The organism is Mycobacterium noviomagense, assembly GCF_010731635.1.
Lineage (GTDB): Bacteria > Actinomycetota > Actinomycetes > Mycobacteriales > Mycobacteriaceae > Mycobacterium > Mycobacterium noviomagense.
In genome coordinates this window covers 402343-420041 of sequence record NZ_AP022583.1, presented here as the reverse complement: position 1 = coordinate 420041, position 17699 = coordinate 402343, and the positions used below count along the sequence as shown (strand labels likewise).

Sequence of the window (17699 nt, the reverse complement as noted above, 5' to 3'; positions counted from 1 at the left end):
TAGCGGCCAATCCCTCACTGCGTGATGCGAAACGCGTCTGCGTTGATTGCTACTATCCTGTGATGCTCGATCCGCCCGCACCGCCTGCGCGCGGCAGACTGCGACAAGTTGCACGGCGGAAAGCTCTGCGGCATGTTGGTGTCGCAGTGCTAATGGTGACGTTTGCCTCCCCGGCAGCGTTCGACGCACCGAAGGCCTCCGCTGTCAGCCTCGCCGGAATGGCTGTCTTCCTTGACCCGGGCCACAACGGCGTGTACGACTCGTCGATCACCCGGCAGGTCCCCAACGGCCGGGGCGGTACGAAACAGTGCAACACGAGCGGCGCCGCGACCAACGATAGCTACCCCGAACATGCCTTTAATTGGGATGTCACTCTGCGTATCCGTGATGCCCTCAACCAGATGGGTGCACGTACCCAGATGTCTCGGGATGACGACAATTCCGTTGGGCCCTGCGTCGATCAGCGCGCCGCGCTGGCCAATGCGATGCATCCGGACGCGATCGTGAGCATCCACGCCGACGGCGGCCCGGCGACCGGTCGTGGGTTCCACGTGAACTACTCCAGTCCGCCGCTGAACGACGTGCAGGGCGGCCCAGCGGTGCAGCTAGCGCACACAATGCGCGATTCACTGCTCGCATCAGGTCTTCAACCATCGACCTATATCGGCTCTGAGGGTCTGTACGGCCGCGCCGATCTGGCCGGGCTGAATCTGGCCCAGTATCCGGCGGTTCTGGTCGAGCTCGGCAATATGAAAAACGGCGACGACGCCGCACAGATGCAGAGTGCCGATGGGCGAGCGAAATATGCCGCGGCAGTTACTGACGGGATAGTGGCCTATCTCAGCGGAAAAGCCGCTCATACCTGAGGTGGAGTGCTACGCGGCCGATCCCTTCCGGTGACTGCCGTGCGGGTTGAGAACCCGCGGCTGCTTCGCGCGTGCGGCCGTCACCGCTGCGGCAACCTCGTCATGGCATGTGGGAATCGTTGACAGCAAATGGTTCTGTGGAGGATCGTCAACACGATGTCGCGGCAGTCTTCCGGCGTTCTCTGCGGCCTGAGCACCTACGGGCATGCGCGGTAGTCGCAGTAGTAACCCCCGTCGGACCAGGCCGGTCCGGCCCAGGAGACTGCTCGCTCGACGACGCCGCTTGAGTTCGTGTCGCACCCTGTCGGCGCTCGCCGATGTCATAAGCCTGGCATTGGCCCTCTGTATGATCCTGACAAGTTGTGTATTTGCGGGGCACCATTCAGCTCCTGCGTCCCCGCTGCCGGCGCCGAACCCGTCCATGCGCCACACCGCCGTTCCCGCACCGCCGCCGGGGACGACGACTGCACCGGGATCGCCTGCAGGCGGCGCAGCGACACCAATGGCCGCAGAGTTCACAAAATTGGAGGACAAGCTCCACGCGACAATGGGTATCGTCATCAGCGCCGTGGGCGCCAACCCAAAGCAACTCGTCTTAGGCGACTGGGAAAGTGGACCGGCGTGGTCGACGATGAAAGTCCCGCTGACCATCACCGCCTTAGACGAAGAGAACCCGCCAACGGTCACCGACTCGATGCGGGCCGCCATCACTGAGTCGGACAACGCGGCCGCCGAGTCAATCTGGGAAAACCTAGGTGATCCTGTGACGGCAGCGCACAAAGTCGAAGCCCTCCTGAAAAAATACGGCGATCCGACGACCGTGGAGTGGCGGAAACTGCGGCCCCAGTTCACCGCCTTCGGTCAGACCATCTGGTCGCTTACCAACCAGGCCCGGTTCACTGCGGCCGCGGTATGCGACAGCAGCAGCGCACCAATCTTCACGCTGATGGGTCAAGTGGAAGACGACCAGCGTTGGGGGCTTGGGTCCATCGCGGACACTCGGCTCAAAGGCGGGTGGGGACCCTCAACCACCGGTAGATATCTCGTGCGGCAGTTGGGGGTGCTACCGACGCCGACGGGACTGACCGCCGTTGCGGTGGCGACTGAACCGGCATCGGGGTCGTTCAACGACGGCACTCAAGAACTCACTGAAGTGAGCAAGTGGTTGACCTCCCACATGGCCGAATTACCCTCGGGACACTGCGATCACTAGTCTTTTGCTCGTTTTCCTTGCCGCTCAACGTATTACGGCCGCCCAACCGAAGTAATCTGGCCTGTTACCGGCAGTTCGCAACGACAATATCTGGTAGCCGAGCGTTGGACTGGCGTCGCGGCGTCACGATTCAGTAGGCCATCGGCGGCAAGAAGGTGGCCGGTTATTGGTGGTGTTGTGGGGGTGGGGTGTTGGTTGGTTGGTGATTTGGCTGTGGGTTTGGGGGTGGTTGGTTAGCATGGGGCACCAGGTTGGTGATGGAGGCCGCCGGTGGATGAGGTGGTGTTTGGGCGCTACCGGCTGATCGCGTTGATCGGCGAGGGCGGCATGGGCAAGGTGTTTAAGGCCCATGACAGTGTGATCGGCCGTGATGTGGCGATCAAGGTGTTGCCGACTGAGTTGAGCGCGGAGCCGGGTTATCGGGAGCGGTTTCGTCGGGAGGCGTATACCGCGGCGCGGTTGATTGAGCCGCATATCATTCCGATTTTTGATACCGGGGAAGTTGATGGCCAGCTGTATTTGGTGATGCCGGTTGTTGACGGGGTCGATTTGCATGGGTTGTTGGCGCGTGATGGGCCGATGGACCCGGAGCGGGCGGTGCATGTGATTGCGCAGTTGGCTGCTGCGTTGAACGCCGCGCATGCGGTGGGGTTGGTGCATCGTGATGTCAAGCCGTCGAATGCGTTGGTGACTGGTGATGACGATTTTGTGTATCTGATTGATTTTGGTATTGCGCATGATGCTGCGGCCACCAAGTTGACCAGTACCGGGATGATGGTGGGGACGTGGGCGTATATGGCTCCGGAGCGTTTCACCACTGGTACTGCTGATGGGCGCGGCGATGTGTATGCGTTGGCGTGTGTGCTGTATGAGTGTTTGACCGGTGTGCCGCCTTTTCCGGGCGACAGTATGGAGCAGCAGATTGCTGGGCATCTGACGTTGGATCCGCCGAAGCCTAGCGCTGTTAATTCGGCGGTGCCGGCGGGTTTTGATGAGGTGATCGCGAAGGGGATGGCCAAAAGCCTCGACGAGCGTTTTCAGAGTGCTCGGGAGTTGGCCCGTGCGGCCCGGCAGGCGTTGACCGCGACCGCCGCGCCGCGGGGTGAGCCTGCTCCCACGTTGCTTGCTGACTCAGCCCGCCCCGCCGCCGGACCCACTCTCGGTGGCGAACCAGCGCTGCCGTCTACCGCGGCAGCCGACTCGGTCCAGTCACTGCCGGCTGAGTCGACTCCGGGCACGGCCCCCGCTGCTGGGCGGGGTGGGAAGTCGGTGAAGGCCCGCCAGGTGATTGGGCGTGAGAGGTTGGGGGTGTTGACCAAGATCGGTCAGGGTGGGCAGGGGGTGGTGTATCGGGCGCCGAATGTGAAGACGAAGTTTGCGGCGTCGATGGTTTATAAGGAGTATCGGGCGCAGGCTCGGGCGGGGATTGATTTCACTGCGTTGGCTGCGATGCCGGCTTTGGTGGAGGAGTCGCTGACTTATGCGCAGGCGGAGCGGCTGGTGTCGATTGCTGCGTGGCCGTGTGCTTTGGTCGAGGATGCCGGTAGCCCAATGGGTTTCGTGATGCCGGCTATTCCTGATGAGTTTTTCATCGATTTGACGACGGTCAGGGGGGTGTCGCGGGCCAGCGCGGAGTTTCAGCATTTGTTGAATCATTCCTCGGTTTTGGCGGCGCGGGGCATCGTGGTCGATGAGGTGCAGCGCTATACGTTGTTGCGGGAGGTGGCTTCGGGGTTGGCGTTTTTGCACAAGCACGGTGTGTGTGTGGGTGATATCTCCCCGAAGAATCTGTTGTTTTCCCTTGTCCCGCATGAGGGTGTCTATTTCATTGACTGCGACGCGATGCGCATCAACGGTGTGTCGGCGCTGGCGCAGATGGAGACTCCGGGCTGGGAACGGCCTGCCGGTGAGGATTTGGCCACCATCTATTCGGATGCCTACAAGTTGGGCTTGTTGGCGCTGCGGTTGTTGGCCGGTGACCATGACACCAAAAACCTTCAGCACCTTCCGGCGAGTACACCGGGGTTGTTGCGCCAGGTCATCACCGACACGCTGAGCAACCCGTCCCAGCAGCGCCCGCTGCCTGAGGCCTGGAGCTATGTGCTGGGTCATGCCATCGAACACGCCCAGCACCAAAAAAAGACCGCGACCCCGACTGCCACGCCGGTGAGTGTCGCACCGGCGCCGCCGCCGACCCCGGTGGTGCATTCTCGACCACCGGTGAGCGTCCCACCGGCCCCACCCGCGTCTGCCCCGCCACCGCCGTATTCCACACCACCGCCACCCCCCACCTGGGCGCCGCCACCACCACAACGCCAACCCGCCTCACCGGCCAAAATTTGGGCCGGCGTCGGTGTCGCGGCAGCCATCGTCGTCCTCGTCACCGTCATCGCGGTAACCCTGGCCACCCACAACACCAGCACACCAACAAGCGCACCAACAACCTCACCCGAACCATCGGCGGCATACCCGTCCGACTCCTACTCCACCCCAACCAATTCACCCAACACGCCCCCGGCCGATCCTGAGGCGGCCGCCCTTCAGCAGCTGCAGCAACTCGCCGCTGGCGATCGGCCCTTCGTCGGCGCCCAACTCGCCGATCACTGGGTCCCGCAACTCAGTTCCAAACATTCCACGCAACCGTGGACCTTCGACACCGAAGACGGTGTGGAGTACCACAACCAACAGATACTCCAGGAACATCAGAGGCTCCGTCAGCAGTACGGCGCCAAACTTCTTTGGTCGGGCGACTGGACAACATACGACCACCCTGACTATTGGGTCACCGTTGTGCCGCAAACCTTCGGCGACGCCGACAGTGTGCTGAGTTGGTGCACGAGCCAAAATAGGGATCTAGATCATTGCAGCGCTGAAATGGTCAGCACGACGCTTGGCCCAAATGGAACCCACAAACCCTGATGGGCGATCTGTATGACAAATAATGGGCAGCAGCGACCCAACCGCTCCAGGCGCCCCCGCAGATCGAAGAATCCCGGCGAAAGATCCGACAACTCGGCCGATTTCCCTGAGGCGCTCCCCGCGGACGCACACACCCAACGCCGCAACGTAACTTCAGCCACACCGCCAGCTCGAGCCGCCCAGGGCGAGTCGTCGCCGCATACGCAGCGCCACCGGTTACCAACCCCGGCTCGTCCGGACCGATCGCGCCGGCGCGCCGCAACAGTCGGCGGCGCTATTGTGGCCGTGGCTTTGGTGGTCGGTGGCGTATTCGCCGGCGTTCAGCTGACCCGCACGCACCACTCCGTCCCGTCGCCGAAAGCGGCCCAACCGACGGGATTGCCAAGTCACGGGACGACGCCGACGGTCAATCCTGCGCCGCCGGGTTGCGGTGTCGCATCATCGTATCTGGCTTCGATGTCGGCTCGGGACAAGCTCGCGCAGTTGCTGATGGTCGGGGTGACTGACGCAGCCGACGCGCGTGCCGTTGTAGCGACCCAGCACGTAGGGGGAATCTTCATCACCAGCTGGACCGACCTGTCGATGTTGACCGACGGCACGCTGAACGCCATCGGCCGCTCAGCGGGCCCCCTGGCGCTCGCGGTCAGTGTCGATGAGGAGGGTGGCCGGGTTGAACGGTTGTCATCGCTGATCGGCGAGGCGCGGTCGGCACGCGTGCTTGCGCAGACCATGTCGCCCACGGAGGTGTACGAGCTGGCTTTGGAGCGCGGCCGAAAGATGCGCAGCTACGGCATCACAATCGATTTCGCGCCGGTCGTCGACGTCACCGACGCGCCCGATGACACGGTGATCGGGGACCGGTCGTTCAGCGCGAACCCCGCGCTGGTGACGCAGTACGCCGGCGCGTACGCGAACGGACTGCGTGACGCAGGCTTGCTGCCGGTGCTCAAACACTTTCCCGGACACGGCCGTGCGTCCGGGGACTCGCACACAGCTGGGGTAGTCACCCCCCCGATAGACGACCTGAAAACTTTTGACCTCGTGCCCTACCAAACGCTGGTGGCTAAGGCGCCGGTCGGTGTGATGATCGGCCACATGCAGGTGCCAGGTTTGACTGGCAGCGACCCCGCCAGCCTAAGCCCGTCCGCAGTTGCCCTGTTGCGCAACGGAACCGGCTATGGCGGGCCGCCGTTTAATGGCCCCGTGTTCACCGACGACCTATCGACCATGAAGGCGATCACCGACCGCTACGGCGTTGCTGAGGCGGCGTTGAAGGCCCTGCAGGCCGGTGCCGACACCGCACTGTGGGTGAGCACCACCGAGGTTCCGGCGGTGCTCGACCGATTGGTTGCCGCGCTGGCCGATGGTGAGTTGAGCGCGCCCAAGATCGACGCTTCGGTACGGCGGATGGCAGAGGCCAAGGCACTCAACCACTGTCGCCATTGACCGCCCCAGGCTTCCTTGACGGCGCAGCCCGAAGCCGTGTCGCGCTCGATCACCTGCCGCGTCATTGCAGACCCTTCACGGCACTACCTCGCCGCGGCTGTACCACGGTGTCCTGGGCTATCTGTCTTTTTGGCCATACCGCGACAAGGGTCCGGTCGTCGTCAAAGGTTTCACGGCTGAAGTCCACTGCGTGAGCGAACTCGATCAGCGAAGGCGGCGATGGTTTCGTCAACACTTCGCGAAACAGGTCGCCCACCCCGCCCTGTCCGGCGCCCAGAGGATCTCCGATTCCGTCGGTGCCGATCAATAGCACGTCGTCATATGCCACGTCGACCACTGCGGGCGTCACTTCCGTTGGCACGCGGGGCAATCCAATCACCGCCGATGACGCGATCCCGGAGGCTGTCACGGTCTTGCCGGCGAGCACCTCGACGAACCGTCCGGCTGACAGCAGCCAGGCGGCGGAGTCACCGGCACTCACCAGGCAGGCCCGCAGGCTATGCGGACCGGTCGGCTCGATGACTGCGCACGCCAAAGTGGTGGCGAGTTCCTGCTCAGCGCGAACGGGGTCGGGCGCGTCAAGTCCCAGAAGGGTTTGCGCTCGCTCGCTCAGGGCCCACGCGGTGGTCTTGAGCATGGTCAACCAGTCCGTGTCGGCAGTGTCATCGCCGAGGTGAGAGTACAGCCATTCAGCGGCTTGCCTGGTGGCGGTGCTGGCGCCGATATGCGATTGTCGAGCAGCTGAAACACCGTCGGCGACAACGACAACCACACGCCCGTCGGGTAGATGGTGCAGCGCGAAATCATCCTGACGTGGCGCGCCGTTATAGCGGTGCAGGTGTCCCCGTTGCGACACCCCACGCACGGTCATGGCATCGGTAGACCAACCATCGATCACTACATCGGGCCGAAAAGGCCACGAGCAATAGCTCGTAGCGATTGCTGATGGTTCCACACTCGGCGAGGGTGATCCCACTGTGATCTGCGGGATGACGGTGGTGCCCACGACCTCGGCAACTCCCGACACCCTGGAGGCCGATGTGCTCGTCTTAACTGCGATCGGCTCGACCGCGGTAGGTGTCTGCTGGATGGTCGGTTGCTCCAGCGGCGCGGTGGGATCCTCGTCGCAAGGTGCTTCGTCTTTTCGTCTGCGTTTGAAGGCGACCATGACGCACCGGCTGAGACCGGCCTACACGACGTCCACGGCCAAGGTGAACCCTTCTGGTTTTTCAAATTGCAACTCGGCCGAGCCGGACGCGAGAGCCTGCCCGGAGCTGATAACCGACTGTGTCAGCGAGGTAAGGAACTCTGAGATCGCCGCACCGGTGTCCACCCCGCGTGCGGCAACGAAGGCGAAGTGCGGCTTGGTCGCAATTTCGCATATGACCGCGGCGTCGGCATCCCCGATCCCGAATGCAAGGATGTTGGGCGCCGCTGGCTGGGCCAGCAAATTCGCTCGAACTGAGCGCCAATCCTCATGTTCGTTCGGCAGCCCATCGGTTAAGAAAAACACTGCCGGCCGATGCACCGTGTATCCCTGAGCTTTCAGACCGGGGATGTCAACGCTGATCCGGTAGGCGAGTTGGTCGAAGGCTGCGGCATAAGAGGTCAAGCTCTGGGCCGTCAGCACCGGCATTCCCTGAAGGACACGCAAATCAGCGGGTTCGAGGTAGGTAAACGCGGTGTCGGAAAAGCCGATCACCGACAATCGCACCTTCGCCGCAGCGAACGACTCCCGTTGCAAAGCGTCGTGCAGGGCGGCCAGACCATCGTTGAGTTCGCCGATACTGCGGCCCATCGAGCCGGACTCATCGGCAACAAAATAGACCGGAAGGATTGATCCCTTAGGCTCGGTCACGGGACACCTACTCTCGCCGTCGGGTGGGTCGACGACCGCGACCTCGTCAACCCGGCCGTCAAAGTTTACTGCTCTGTTCGCCTACCGGTACCTTTTCGCGTGCATTAGCCGTGACGTGAAGCCTTTTGACGGCCGAGTGCCCGTCCCGCCGGATACACCGGGCATCAGTACTTCGGATGGAACGACCATAGCCAGAGTTCTATGCCTCTGGATTCCCTGCGCGCTAACCAGTTTGGGTGAGAGAGCTTGCTAACAGGGTCCTGCCCGTGGCCATGTGATCCTGCCGATGTTGACAATGAAACGGCCGGCGAAATCAGCTGGCCGCGCCGGAGTTCCAATCGATTTAGACGGACCCTGCATGCTTCCGGAGCGTCCGGAAAGAATAGTGACGGTAAACGTCACTGATGGCCGATGTCAGGGCTATTCTCCTTGTCACAAGGTGCAGTTCAGCCAACCGGGAGGATCTGCCCATGACGACGCCCAACCAGCCCGGCTGGTACGACGACCCTAAGGATCCCAACGCACAGCGTTACTGGGATGGCCAAGACTGGACCCCGCACCGTCAGCGAAAGTCGACATTGCCGCCCGCGCGTCCGGCCGCCATGCCCCCGCCGCCGCAGGGCCCTCCGCCCTCGCCTGATCTGCCGCCCCCACAAGTTGTCGCGCCAACTTCTTCAGCAGCTGGGTCCACGCTTCCGCCTCCGCCGGGCTATCTCAGCGCAGCAGCGGACCAGGGGACTGGTATTCCTCCACAACCACCTCCCCCAGCGTGGCCTCCTCCTAGCGCACCACCTGAAGGCTCCGACGCTCGAATGCCGTCCGACGGTGTTGCCACGGTCAAGGGCATCGTCGAAAGGTTTTCCCTCACGACTTGGCTTCTATTCGGGGGCCTTGTTCTCGCCGTCATTGCGACTTTCTTCCCATATGCCACAGTCACTGCCGTGGGGTTGCTATCGATTGACGTTTCAACCAATGGTGCGGCGAAGCTTTACGTTTTCTTGTTGGTTGGCATTGCCGCCGCGCTGGCATGGCCTGCCCTGTCGGGATCTCAGGTGGCGGTCTGGCGTCTCATCGGCCTCAGCATCGTGGTCTGCGTGCTCGGTGCCCTGATGCTGATTTGGTTCCACGATGCTTCTTCCAGCAGCGACGACGACGGCGTGAACGTCTCGCCGGCAGTTGGGCTGCTGTTGTACGGGGTAGCGGTCATTATCATCGTTGTAGGCGTCGTCCGGCTCTGGATGCTTCGATCACAGACCCAGAAACAGACCTACTAAGGCCTGGGCCCGGCACCCACTCTGAGCCGACTGCTTGCCGTGGTCGGCCTGACCATTTGGTTTGTCGAGGCCGTGCCGAGGCTCTACCGGCAACGACTGGTAGCCGGTAGACGGAACCCATCGAAAGCCCTTGTGGCATAGCAGGATTGCAGAGCGGCTTTCGGTGCTGTGGTGAAGGCGCTTAGCCTTCCGTGTAAACGGAGAAACCCTGACCGTAGCGCGCAACAGCATTGATTTCGTGCTCAAGCGAGCCGAGGGGCTGGGCCTGAGCGCCTCGAGAACCCCCACCATTCTCTTCGTCAGCGCTGGATGCGATACCGACCAACGTAGGCCCCAGGGAGAACCAAGGGCCGCCCGAATCACCCGGTAGTTGCACAATATCGGCAGTGAGCAGGTCCAAATCTGGACGATCTGCGGTATAGGACACATTCGTGATCGTGCCGTTCGTGCCGGTGGTTCGCTCCCCGTAAAGCCGGACACGATCCCCAACCTTCACAGTTCCGACGCCCGTAAAAAATGCTTCAATGCGGAAGGTTTTGTAGGTGTAGATGATAGTGAATCCGCGTGAGCCAGTAAGCTTTCCGTCACTGTCCTCGACATCTGGCTGCCATGCGACGACTTCCCCTATCTGGTCTCCGAAGGTGTTGTAAACCCGTTGGTGAAGCCCGCTTGAGCAGTGCCCGGCTGTGACGGCGAGCTGATCTCCGGTGGAGTCGGTGGCGAAGAAGCCCAGCGAGCAGCCGCGGCTGTTGAAGGTCAGTTTCATCCCGACGGTCAGCAGACCTCCAGCAGCGTGAGCAGTTGCGGGGGCGCTGGTTGCCATGGCAACAGTGGTAACCAGCGCGGTGAGCAGTTTGGTGATCATGGGCGGCGGTTTGGCGGTCACCGGAGCGGAGGCAGCGGCGGCGGACACGGTCCTACTGATGCTTTTCCCATTTCTCCTTCCCCTGCTGTCAGACATTCGAGTGGGTAAGCAGCGCTCTCGTTAAGCGACCGGTAGGCAAATTCGCATAGTTAGGGTGCGGGGGAGTCCTTGAAGGATTCTGGACCTCTTTTTAGCGAACATGCGCGTTGGGAAAGCCGAACTCACTCGTGCGCCTGGGTGCGCGGCCGCTCTGATGATCACCTGGCGGGTGATTTACTCCACGATCAGGTGGCTACATTCAATAGATTTACTACTCAACAACTTTGGCCCTAGAAGCACCGCAACGGCGAGAATGCAAGCTCCTACGGGCTGGCGGTAGGCTGACAATCACATCAGTTCGCGAACCGACCGGTTGGGGCACGCCGTTGGCTGATCTCCCCGACGGGTGTATTCGGTGCTGCCCGTCTTTGGAAAATCGGGTAGTGCGCTACGCGAGATTTTTGCGCCGGCCGGTGCGATGATTGCCGCATTCTCGACGCCCGAGATTATGTGAGGAGACGTGATGCTCAAGCATGTCGCTGATAACACCTGCTAAGTAGACCCAGTGCTCCACCGCCGCGTGGGCCTCAACCCAGAGGGCACCCCACAGGGGCCATCGGCATCCTTACCCGCTTCTGTGCCGGGCCGCACCGCAGGAATACGCCAAGAATCTTTCAAGCCGTTTGCCGGAACCTTTGTGTACCGGCCGCACCGACCGGTTACAGCGACCAACCGACGCCATCACGGCACTTGACCCCAATTTCGCCCGAAGAAAGACAAAGACCATGACGACACAACAACCGCCAGCTGGCTGGTACAAGGACCCCACCGGCAAGAGTGGCCAAATGTACTGGGACGGCCAAAAATGGCACCAAGACATGACCGCGACACCACCGAGCGTCGCCGCACCTTCCACCAGAGGACCGGCTGCCCAGGCAAAGCTGGCGCCGTTGCCCCGAAGCCAAGGCGTCACCGCTAACGCGGCTCAGCAGCCCCCGGGCAACTCCTACGTGTACAAGATGCCAATCCTCTACGCAATTGGCGGCCTCCTGCTGCCACCCCTCGTACTGTTCCTGATGGGGGGCGACAGGAAGACGTGCCTCATCATGCTTTGTATGTGGCCAGTCATTTTGATCTTGATGTTCGCGTTATTCATCGGAGTGATCCCCATGCTCGGCCTCTACATCTGGTCAGCAGTGGCATGCCACCAGGAGGCTGTCAAGCAGAACCAAGCCCACGGTTACGCGTAGAGCCGACATCGTCCGCACGGTGTTGACTGCGCCGTGTTCTAGAAGCTTCTGCCGATTGCCCCACTGCCCGCGACGGTCTAGCTGGATTGCAGCAAGCGGCATACCTCCTGCGCGCCAAGGCGCCGCTTGCCCGATGGATGAAACAGCGTTGGTTGCCGCGAGCGCCGTCGGCCCGGCCGACCGACGACTACGCGGGCGGGCGGCCGAACTCCCAAGTCGGCGATCGTGGTCACCGATTGGCGCGGCGGCGTCACAATAAGAGCCTGACATCGTAGATGACCTGGAGGACTGGAAGCGCCATGGCCGATAGTCGTCTCGAGTTCGGTCTCCTGGGACCGTTGTTGATGACCGTGGCCGGCAACCCGGTCGGGTTGGGTACGCCCAAGCAGCGGGCGGTGTTGGCCATACTGCTGATCAACCGCAATCGGGCGGTGGGGAGGGACTCACTGGTCAACGCCGCCTGGGATCAATCCCCTGCGCCGGCGGCGCGCGCAAGCATCCACTCCTACATCTCCAACCTGCGTCGGATTCTGGCCAGCGCGCACGTGGACCCCCACGCGGTATTGGCCAGCGCACCGCCGGGGTATCGGCTCAGTGTGGCTGACGGCGACTGCGATCTGGACCGTTTCATCGCCAAGAAGACCGCGGGAATCCGCGCCGCCGCGGCGGGACACTTCGAACAGGCCAGCAGCCACCTGACAGGTGCACTGGCCGAATGGCGGGGGCCGGTACTTGATGACTTACGCGACTTCCCATTCGTCGATGCGTTCGCAACCGCGCTGACCGAAGAAAATGTGTGGGCCCATACCGCCCGCGCAGAAGCCGAAATCGCCTGCGGGCGCGCCGATGCCGTTATTGGCGAACTCGAAGAACTTGCTGCCGAGCATCCCTACCGAGAACCGTTGTGGGCGCAGCTGATGACTGCCTATTACGTTGCTGAACGTCAATCCGACGCGCTAGATGCCTATCGGCGACTGAAAACGGTGCTGGCCGAGGAACTTGGCATCGACCCGGGCCCTACGGTCGAGGCTCTGCACGTGCGCATCCTGCGCCAAGAGCGTTTAGATGCCATGCAGGCAGCCAAGACCACCGCGGTACGCACGCTCAGCACCACGCACACTGGCGTCAACCGCCAGTCTGCCGTCGGAGGATTACGGGATACAGCTGGGCGACGCCATCCGCTACAGGCGCCGGCCACCCGGATCGGGCGCCTGACGGACAATGACATCGTTCTCGACGACGTCGACGTCAGTCGGCATCACGCAGTAATCATCGATACCGGAACCAATTTCATGATCATTGATTTGAGATCAGCGAACGGCGTGCTGGTGGAAGGCCGCCGCCTGCATCCCAGTGCCATCCTGGCCGATGGTGACCACATCCGCATCTGCAGCCACGAGTTCACCTTCGAGCTCAAACCATAGCCAGAAGGCCGTTTTGCCGATCCTGATTCCGATTGGTGCGGGCCCCACCCTGGACTGAATCTACTCACTACTCCGCAGCCACGGCGCCAACACGTCCCTTGCCACCGCCGTCTAGCGGGCGCAAGTACGGCGCGTTAGAGGTGCGTTGCATTGCTCGAACGAGAATGCTTATGGCTGACTTGCACCGTCTACAAATGCTGGCAGTGCAGACACCTCACCTTCGTGGACTTTTCGTGCGCTTCAGTCTACGGGGCCACCTGACGTAGTCGGCGGCTTCTCCTGCACTTTTGTCCCTGGAGGGTTGTACCAGAGAATCAAATACAACGCGGCAAAGGGAGCGAACCCGGGGCCGCCATAAATGAGGAAAATGAGCCACCCGCCGAGGAGGAAGCCGAGCCTACCGCCTATGAAGAGGGGCGCATGAAATATGACCATGCTGACGAAGCCGCCGACGATGGCAGCGACCGCGGTTAGCCCTAAGGCCAACTTGTACCCCAGCCCTGCCTGTTGACGCCGCATCGCCCTCTCTTGCTTACGGCTCTGGGGTGGCATTTGTGAGTCCTTTCTGGCGAATGTGCGCCTAACAGCTCTCCGCCCGACCGCCGAGGTGCTTGGCGAGGAACCGGTCCGCCCGGTGATAGAAATCCAGTCGATTCTCTGGCTTCGCCAGGCCGTGACCCTCGTTCTGGTACATCACGTATTCGTGGTCGATCCCACGCTCTTTCATGGCAGCGACGATCTGTTCTGACTCCGCCCTTTTCACGCGTGGATCGTTCTCTCCCTGGGCGATCAGGATGGGAATCCTGATGTCCTCGACCCTCGACAACGGGGAACGTGACCACAGAAAGTCCTTGTCCTCGCCAACTCGCTTGTGCCACATCGCAAGCATCGGCTTCCAATACTCAGGAAACGAGTCGATGAGCGTGTTCAAATTCGATGGGCCGACCATCGAGATCGCACATTTGAAGACGTCAGGGGTGAACGTCGCACCGATCAGTGCGGCATACCCGCCATAGGACCCGCCATAGATGGCGACGCGCTCGCGATCGATGACGCCCTGCGCTACAAGATGATCGACGGTATCGAGCAGATCGTCGTGCATCTTCGCTCCCCACTCGTGATTGCCCGCGTTGAGGAAGTCCTTGCCGTAACCGCTGGATCCGCGGAAGTTGACCTGCACGCACACGTAACCGCGGTTAGCGAGCCACTGCGCCTCGGGATCCAGTCCCCAGCCGTTGCGGGCCCATGGCCCGCCGTGCACTGTCAAGACCGCGGGCAGGTTGGTGCGCTCGACCTCCGCCGGGAAGGACAGGTAGCCGTGAATCGTCAGCCCGTCCCGCGCGGTGAAGCTGAAGGGTTCCATCGGCACCAATGAATATCCGTTGAGTTGCGGCCTGTGGTCGAACAGGAACGTCGCCGCCTTCGCATCACGGTCCCAGGTGTAGAACTTCACCGGTCCGGCATCGTCATCGAACGCGACAAGCCACGTCTTGTCGTCGTCGCTTCGGTCGCTGATCACCAGTTCGCCCGCGCTGAGCCGTTGCAGCGCTTCGATATCCCCGCGGATCGCATTGTCGAAGATCTGGTATTCCAGCCGATCACGGTAGACCGTCACCGCCTCGACCTCATAGGTGTCAGGGTTCAACATCACGCCCGCGATGTCGTAGACGGGATCCTCGGCGATTACCTCTGTTGCACCCGTCGCGATATCCATCTTCACCAGGTGTCCGGTGTTGGAGTTGACGGACGTCTGCATGTACATGCTCGTGCCGTCTTTCGTGAAAGCGATCGGGCCTGTCGACTCCGCGTCCTCCGGCGGTACCTCCAGCAGCGGCCGCCATTCGGACGATTCGCCATCGCGCACCATGATCACCGTGCCGGCGTCCGGTAGCGGTGTCACCGCGCCGCGGACCGTCAAGTCGGTGTCGACGACCCAGCCGACGAAGCCGGGGTTCTCGACGATCTTCTCCAGACTTCCCGTCGTCAGGTCCAAGTGGTAGACGTCGTGCAGCTGTGGGTTGTCCTCGTTCAAGCCGATGAGTACATCGTTCGGAAAGTCCTTGCGGTGGGCGATGAGCCGGCATTGCACATCATTGAGAGGAGTGAGGTCACGCTCGACGCCAGTCTCCAGATGGACGTCGTAGAGCCGGAAGTTCTCGCTTCCGTCTTTGTCTCGCAAATACATGATGTGACGGTTGTCGTGAGCCCAGAGGTAACCCTGGATGCCGCGGTTGGTGTCGTGGGTGACCGGCCGATCTTCTCCCGTTCCAGCACCTCCGACAAACACGTTCATCACGCCGTCGAGCGGCGCCATATACGACAAGCGCTTGCCATCCGGCGAGAGCTGCGCCGCGGCGCGCTCCGGATTGCCTAGTAGTACCTCCAGCGGGATGAGTTTCACATCGGCCATGGCGGGGCCCTCACTGTCGCGTTGTGCCCAGAGTCTAAGTTCGCGCCAGCTTGACGGCAGACAATCCACGAAGCTGGGCGAACACTCGAAAAACCCCGAAGCGGTAAAGCGTTCACCGCTGTTGCCACAGGCCCTGGGAAGCCGGTAAATAAGTCAGGCACTCCGCTTGTCGACCGCAACCCGTAGCCGCTTAAGCGCTTGGCGCACCTGCGTGGCGTCGGTCGTCGCCCAGAACGGCGGCAGCGAGGCGCGAAGATAGCTGCCGTAGCGGGCGGTGGCCATCCGCGAGTCGAGCACCGCGACCACACCGCGGTCCTCGAGACCGCGCAGCAGTCGCCCCGCGCCCTGCGCCAGTAGCAGCGCGGCGTGGCTGGCGGCGACTGCCATGAAGCCGTTGCCGCCGTGCGCGGCTACCGCGCGCTGACGGGCACTCAATAACGGGTCGTCCGGCCGCGGGAACGGGATGCGGTCGATGATCACCAACGACAGCGACGGGCCCGGGACGTCGACACCCTGCCACAGCGACAACGTGCCGAACAGCGACGTTGCGGCATCGGCGGCGAACTGCTCGATCAGCGCGGCGGTGCCGTCGTCACCTTGACAGAGGACCGGGGTGGACAGCCGGTCCCGCATGGCTTCGGCGGCCGCCCGTGCCGCGCGCATCGACGAGAATAGCCCCAGGGTGCGTCCGCCAGCGGCTTCGACGAGCTCCGCGATCTCGTTTAGCTGTTCAGCCGAGCCTGCGCCATCGCGGCCGGGTGGCGGCAAATGCGCTGCCACGTAAAGGATTCCGGCTTTCGCGTGGTGGAACGGCGACCCGACGTCCAGGCCGCGCCAGCGCGGCTCGTCATTTCCTCCGGTCAGACCCCATGCGGTGGCCATGGCTTCGAACGATCCACCGAGCGCGAGCGTCGCCGACGTCAACACCACCGTCGACCGTGCGAACAACCTTGACCGCAACAGCCCGGCCACCGACAGCGGCGCCACCCGCAGCGCGGAGCGGACGGAGCCTCGACTGTCGTCGTGTTCGAGCCACACCACGTCGGCGCGATCGGGGATCGCCGGGACGAACGACGCCAGGATCCGCGACGCGGTGTCAGCGATCTCGGTCAAGGCGGCGATGGCCTCCAAGCGCGCCGAAGCTGCTTTCGGATCACTGGGCGACGTGTCGATCGCCGACCGCGCACCATTGGCGGCGTCGCGCAGCGCCGTCAGATGAGTTGCCAGCTGGTCGTCGAGGTAGTCGATGCGGCCTGGCGTCGCGCTCTGGATCGCCGCGGTAAGCATGTCGGCTGCGGTCTCGAAGCGTTGGATCAATTCCGGTTCAATCAACCTGCCGATGCGCCGTGCGGCCGCGCCAAGTGCGGCTGGTGTCAGTTCGCCCGTGGCCACCGCCGTCACCCGGTCCACCAACTCGTGTGCCTCGTCGACCACCAGCAGCTCATGATCGGGTAGCACCGCCGATTCCGAAATGGCGTCGATGGCCAGCAGCGCGTGGTTGGTCACGACGATTTCGGCGCGCCCGGCAGCGGCCCGGGCTCGTTCGGCGAAACATTGGCTGCCGAATGGGCAGCGCGCCACACCGAGGCATTCCCGCGCGGACACGCTGACGTGAGCCCACGACCGATCCGGCACGCCGGGCTTGAGCTCGTCACGGTCACCGGAATCGGTTTCCGATGCCCAGGCCGTAATCCGTTGCACGTCGCGACCGAGCGCGGTGACGGCCTGCGGCTCGAACAGTTCGTCCTGCGGTGCATCGGCTTCGGCGCCGTTGTGAACCTTGTTCAGGCACAGGTAGTTATGGCGGCCCTTCAGCAGCGCGAATCGAGGCCGACGGGGTAGCGCATCGGCGAGGGAGTCAACCAACTGCGGCAGATCGCGATCAACGAGTTGGCGCTGCAAGGCGATTGTCGCGGTCGACACCACGACCGGCGACTCGTCGCAGACTGCGCGAACGATGGCGGGCACCAGATACGCCAGCGACTTGCCGGTGCCGGTGCCGGCTTGTACGGCAAGGTGCTCTCCGGTTTCAAACGCATGCTCTACAGCGGTGGCCATCTGAAGTTGGCCGCTGCGTTCGCTGCCCCCGATCGCGGCCACCGCGGCGGCCAGAAGATCAGGCACGGAAAGGTCGG

At 62.7% G+C, this 17699-nt stretch carries 12 protein-coding genes and 1 pseudogene; 8 read left to right on the top strand and 5 right to left on the bottom strand.

Features of this window, described 5'->3' with window-relative positions; translation table 11 throughout:
* Positions 1–62 precede the first annotated feature (62 nt).
* The 4 genes from G6N15_RS01720 (at position 63) to G6N15_RS01705 (ending at position 6444) form a co-directional block, all read left to right on the top strand.
* On the top strand, positions 63–866 hold the full coding sequence (locus tag G6N15_RS01720) for an Rv3717 family N-acetylmuramoyl-L-alanine amidase (RefSeq protein ID WP_083090129.1): 804 nt from the start codon (positions 63–65) through the stop codon (positions 864–866).
* 523 nt (positions 867–1389) lie between these two features.
* Positions 1390–2079 carry a serine hydrolase gene (locus G6N15_RS01715; RefSeq protein ID WP_139798077.1) on the top strand — a complete coding sequence of 230 codons (690 nt, stop codon included), beginning with the start codon at positions 1390–1392 and terminating at the stop codon, positions 2077–2079.
* 270 nt (positions 2080–2349) lie between these two features.
* The gene (locus tag G6N15_RS23025; protein WP_232070323.1) at positions 2350–4998 is read left to right on the top strand and encodes a protein kinase domain-containing protein; all 2649 of its coding nucleotides are present in this window, start codon (positions 2350–2352) and stop codon (positions 4996–4998) included.
* 285 nt (positions 4999–5283) lie between these two features.
* Entirely contained in the window at positions 5284–6444 is a 1161-nt protein-coding gene (locus tag G6N15_RS01705) for a glycoside hydrolase family 3 N-terminal domain-containing protein (RefSeq protein WP_372506473.1), read from the top strand.
* Between the two features lie 61 nt (positions 6445–6505).
* Here G6N15_RS01705 and G6N15_RS01700 read toward each other — a convergent pair whose 3' ends face one another.
* Both G6N15_RS01700 and G6N15_RS01695 read right to left on the bottom strand, forming a co-directional pair.
* Positions 6506–7612, bottom strand: a complete 1107-nt coding sequence (locus tag G6N15_RS01700) for a protein phosphatase 2C domain-containing protein (RefSeq protein ID WP_083090043.1) — start codon at positions 7610–7612, stop codon at positions 6506–6508.
* Positions 7613–7633: 21 nt separating this feature from the next.
* Positions 7634–8302: a vWA domain-containing protein gene (locus G6N15_RS01695; protein ID WP_083090044.1), complete on the bottom strand. Its 669-nt coding sequence runs from the start codon at positions 8300–8302 to the stop codon at positions 7634–7636.
* A gap of 404 nt (positions 8303–8706) precedes the next feature.
* On the opposite strand from G6N15_RS01695, the pseudogene G6N15_RS23695 reads away from it, so the two are divergent.
* Positions 8707–8877, top strand: a pseudogene (locus G6N15_RS23695) (DUF2510 domain-containing protein); the annotation flags it as partial.
* A gap of 237 nt (positions 8878–9114) precedes the next feature.
* Positions 9115–9576 (top strand): hypothetical protein, encoded by a 462-nt coding sequence (locus tag G6N15_RS23020; protein ID WP_232070322.1) that lies wholly within the window; start codon positions 9115–9117, stop codon positions 9574–9576.
* A 181-nt stretch (positions 9577–9757) separates the two neighbouring features.
* On the opposite strand, the gene G6N15_RS01685 is transcribed toward G6N15_RS23020, so the two are convergent.
* Complete coding sequence (locus tag G6N15_RS01685) at positions 9758–10441, bottom strand: chymotrypsin family serine protease (protein WP_139798066.1); 684 nt, start codon at positions 10439–10441, stop codon at positions 9758–9760.
* A gap of 824 nt (positions 10442–11265) precedes the next feature.
* Between G6N15_RS01685 and G6N15_RS01680 the strand changes: the two genes are divergently transcribed.
* Positions 11266–11730, top strand: coding sequence for a DUF2510 domain-containing protein (locus tag G6N15_RS01680; RefSeq protein ID WP_083090046.1), 465 nt, complete (start codon positions 11266–11268; stop codon positions 11728–11730).
* 299 nt (positions 11731–12029) lie between these two features.
* Positions 12030–13154, top strand: a complete 1125-nt coding sequence (locus G6N15_RS01675) for a BTAD domain-containing putative transcriptional regulator (RefSeq protein ID WP_083090047.1) — start codon at positions 12030–12032, stop codon at positions 13152–13154.
* 580 nt (positions 13155–13734) lie between these two features.
* On the opposite strand, the gene G6N15_RS01670 is transcribed toward G6N15_RS01675, so the two are convergent.
* Together G6N15_RS01670 and G6N15_RS01665 are read right to left on the bottom strand one after the other, a co-directional pair.
* A complete protein-coding gene (locus G6N15_RS01670) occupies positions 13735–15564 on the bottom strand; it encodes a S9 family peptidase (RefSeq protein ID WP_083090049.1) in 1830 nt (609 codons plus the stop codon).
* Positions 15565–15717: 153 nt separating this feature from the next.
* Positions 15718–17688 (bottom strand): ATP-dependent DNA helicase, encoded by a 1971-nt coding sequence (locus tag G6N15_RS01665; RefSeq protein WP_163747892.1) that lies wholly within the window; start codon positions 17686–17688, stop codon positions 15718–15720.
* Positions 17689–17699: the final 11 nt, after the last annotated feature.

Coding starts and splice junctions, on each gene's coding strand:
- G6N15_RS01720 (WP_083090129.1), top strand. CDS start 63: ATGCTCGATCCGCCCGCACCGCCTGCGCGCGGCAGACTGCGACAAGTT.
- G6N15_RS01700 (WP_083090043.1), bottom strand. CDS start 7,612: ATGGTCGCCTTCAAACGCAGACGAAAAGACGAAGCACCTTGCGACGAG.
- G6N15_RS23020 (WP_232070322.1), top strand. CDS start 9,115: ATGCCGTCCGACGGTGTTGCCACGGTCAAGGGCATCGTCGAAAGGTTT.
- G6N15_RS01685 (WP_139798066.1), bottom strand. CDS start 10,441: ATGATCACCAAACTGCTCACCGCGCTGGTTACCACTGTTGCCATGGCA.
- G6N15_RS01680 (WP_083090046.1), top strand. CDS start 11,266: ATGACGACACAACAACCGCCAGCTGGCTGGTACAAGGACCCCACCGGC.
- G6N15_RS01675 (WP_083090047.1), top strand. CDS start 12,030: ATGGCCGATAGTCGTCTCGAGTTCGGTCTCCTGGGACCGTTGTTGATG.
- G6N15_RS01670 (WP_083090049.1), bottom strand. CDS start 15,564: ATGGCCGATGTGAAACTCATCCCGCTGGAGGTACTACTAGGCAATCCG.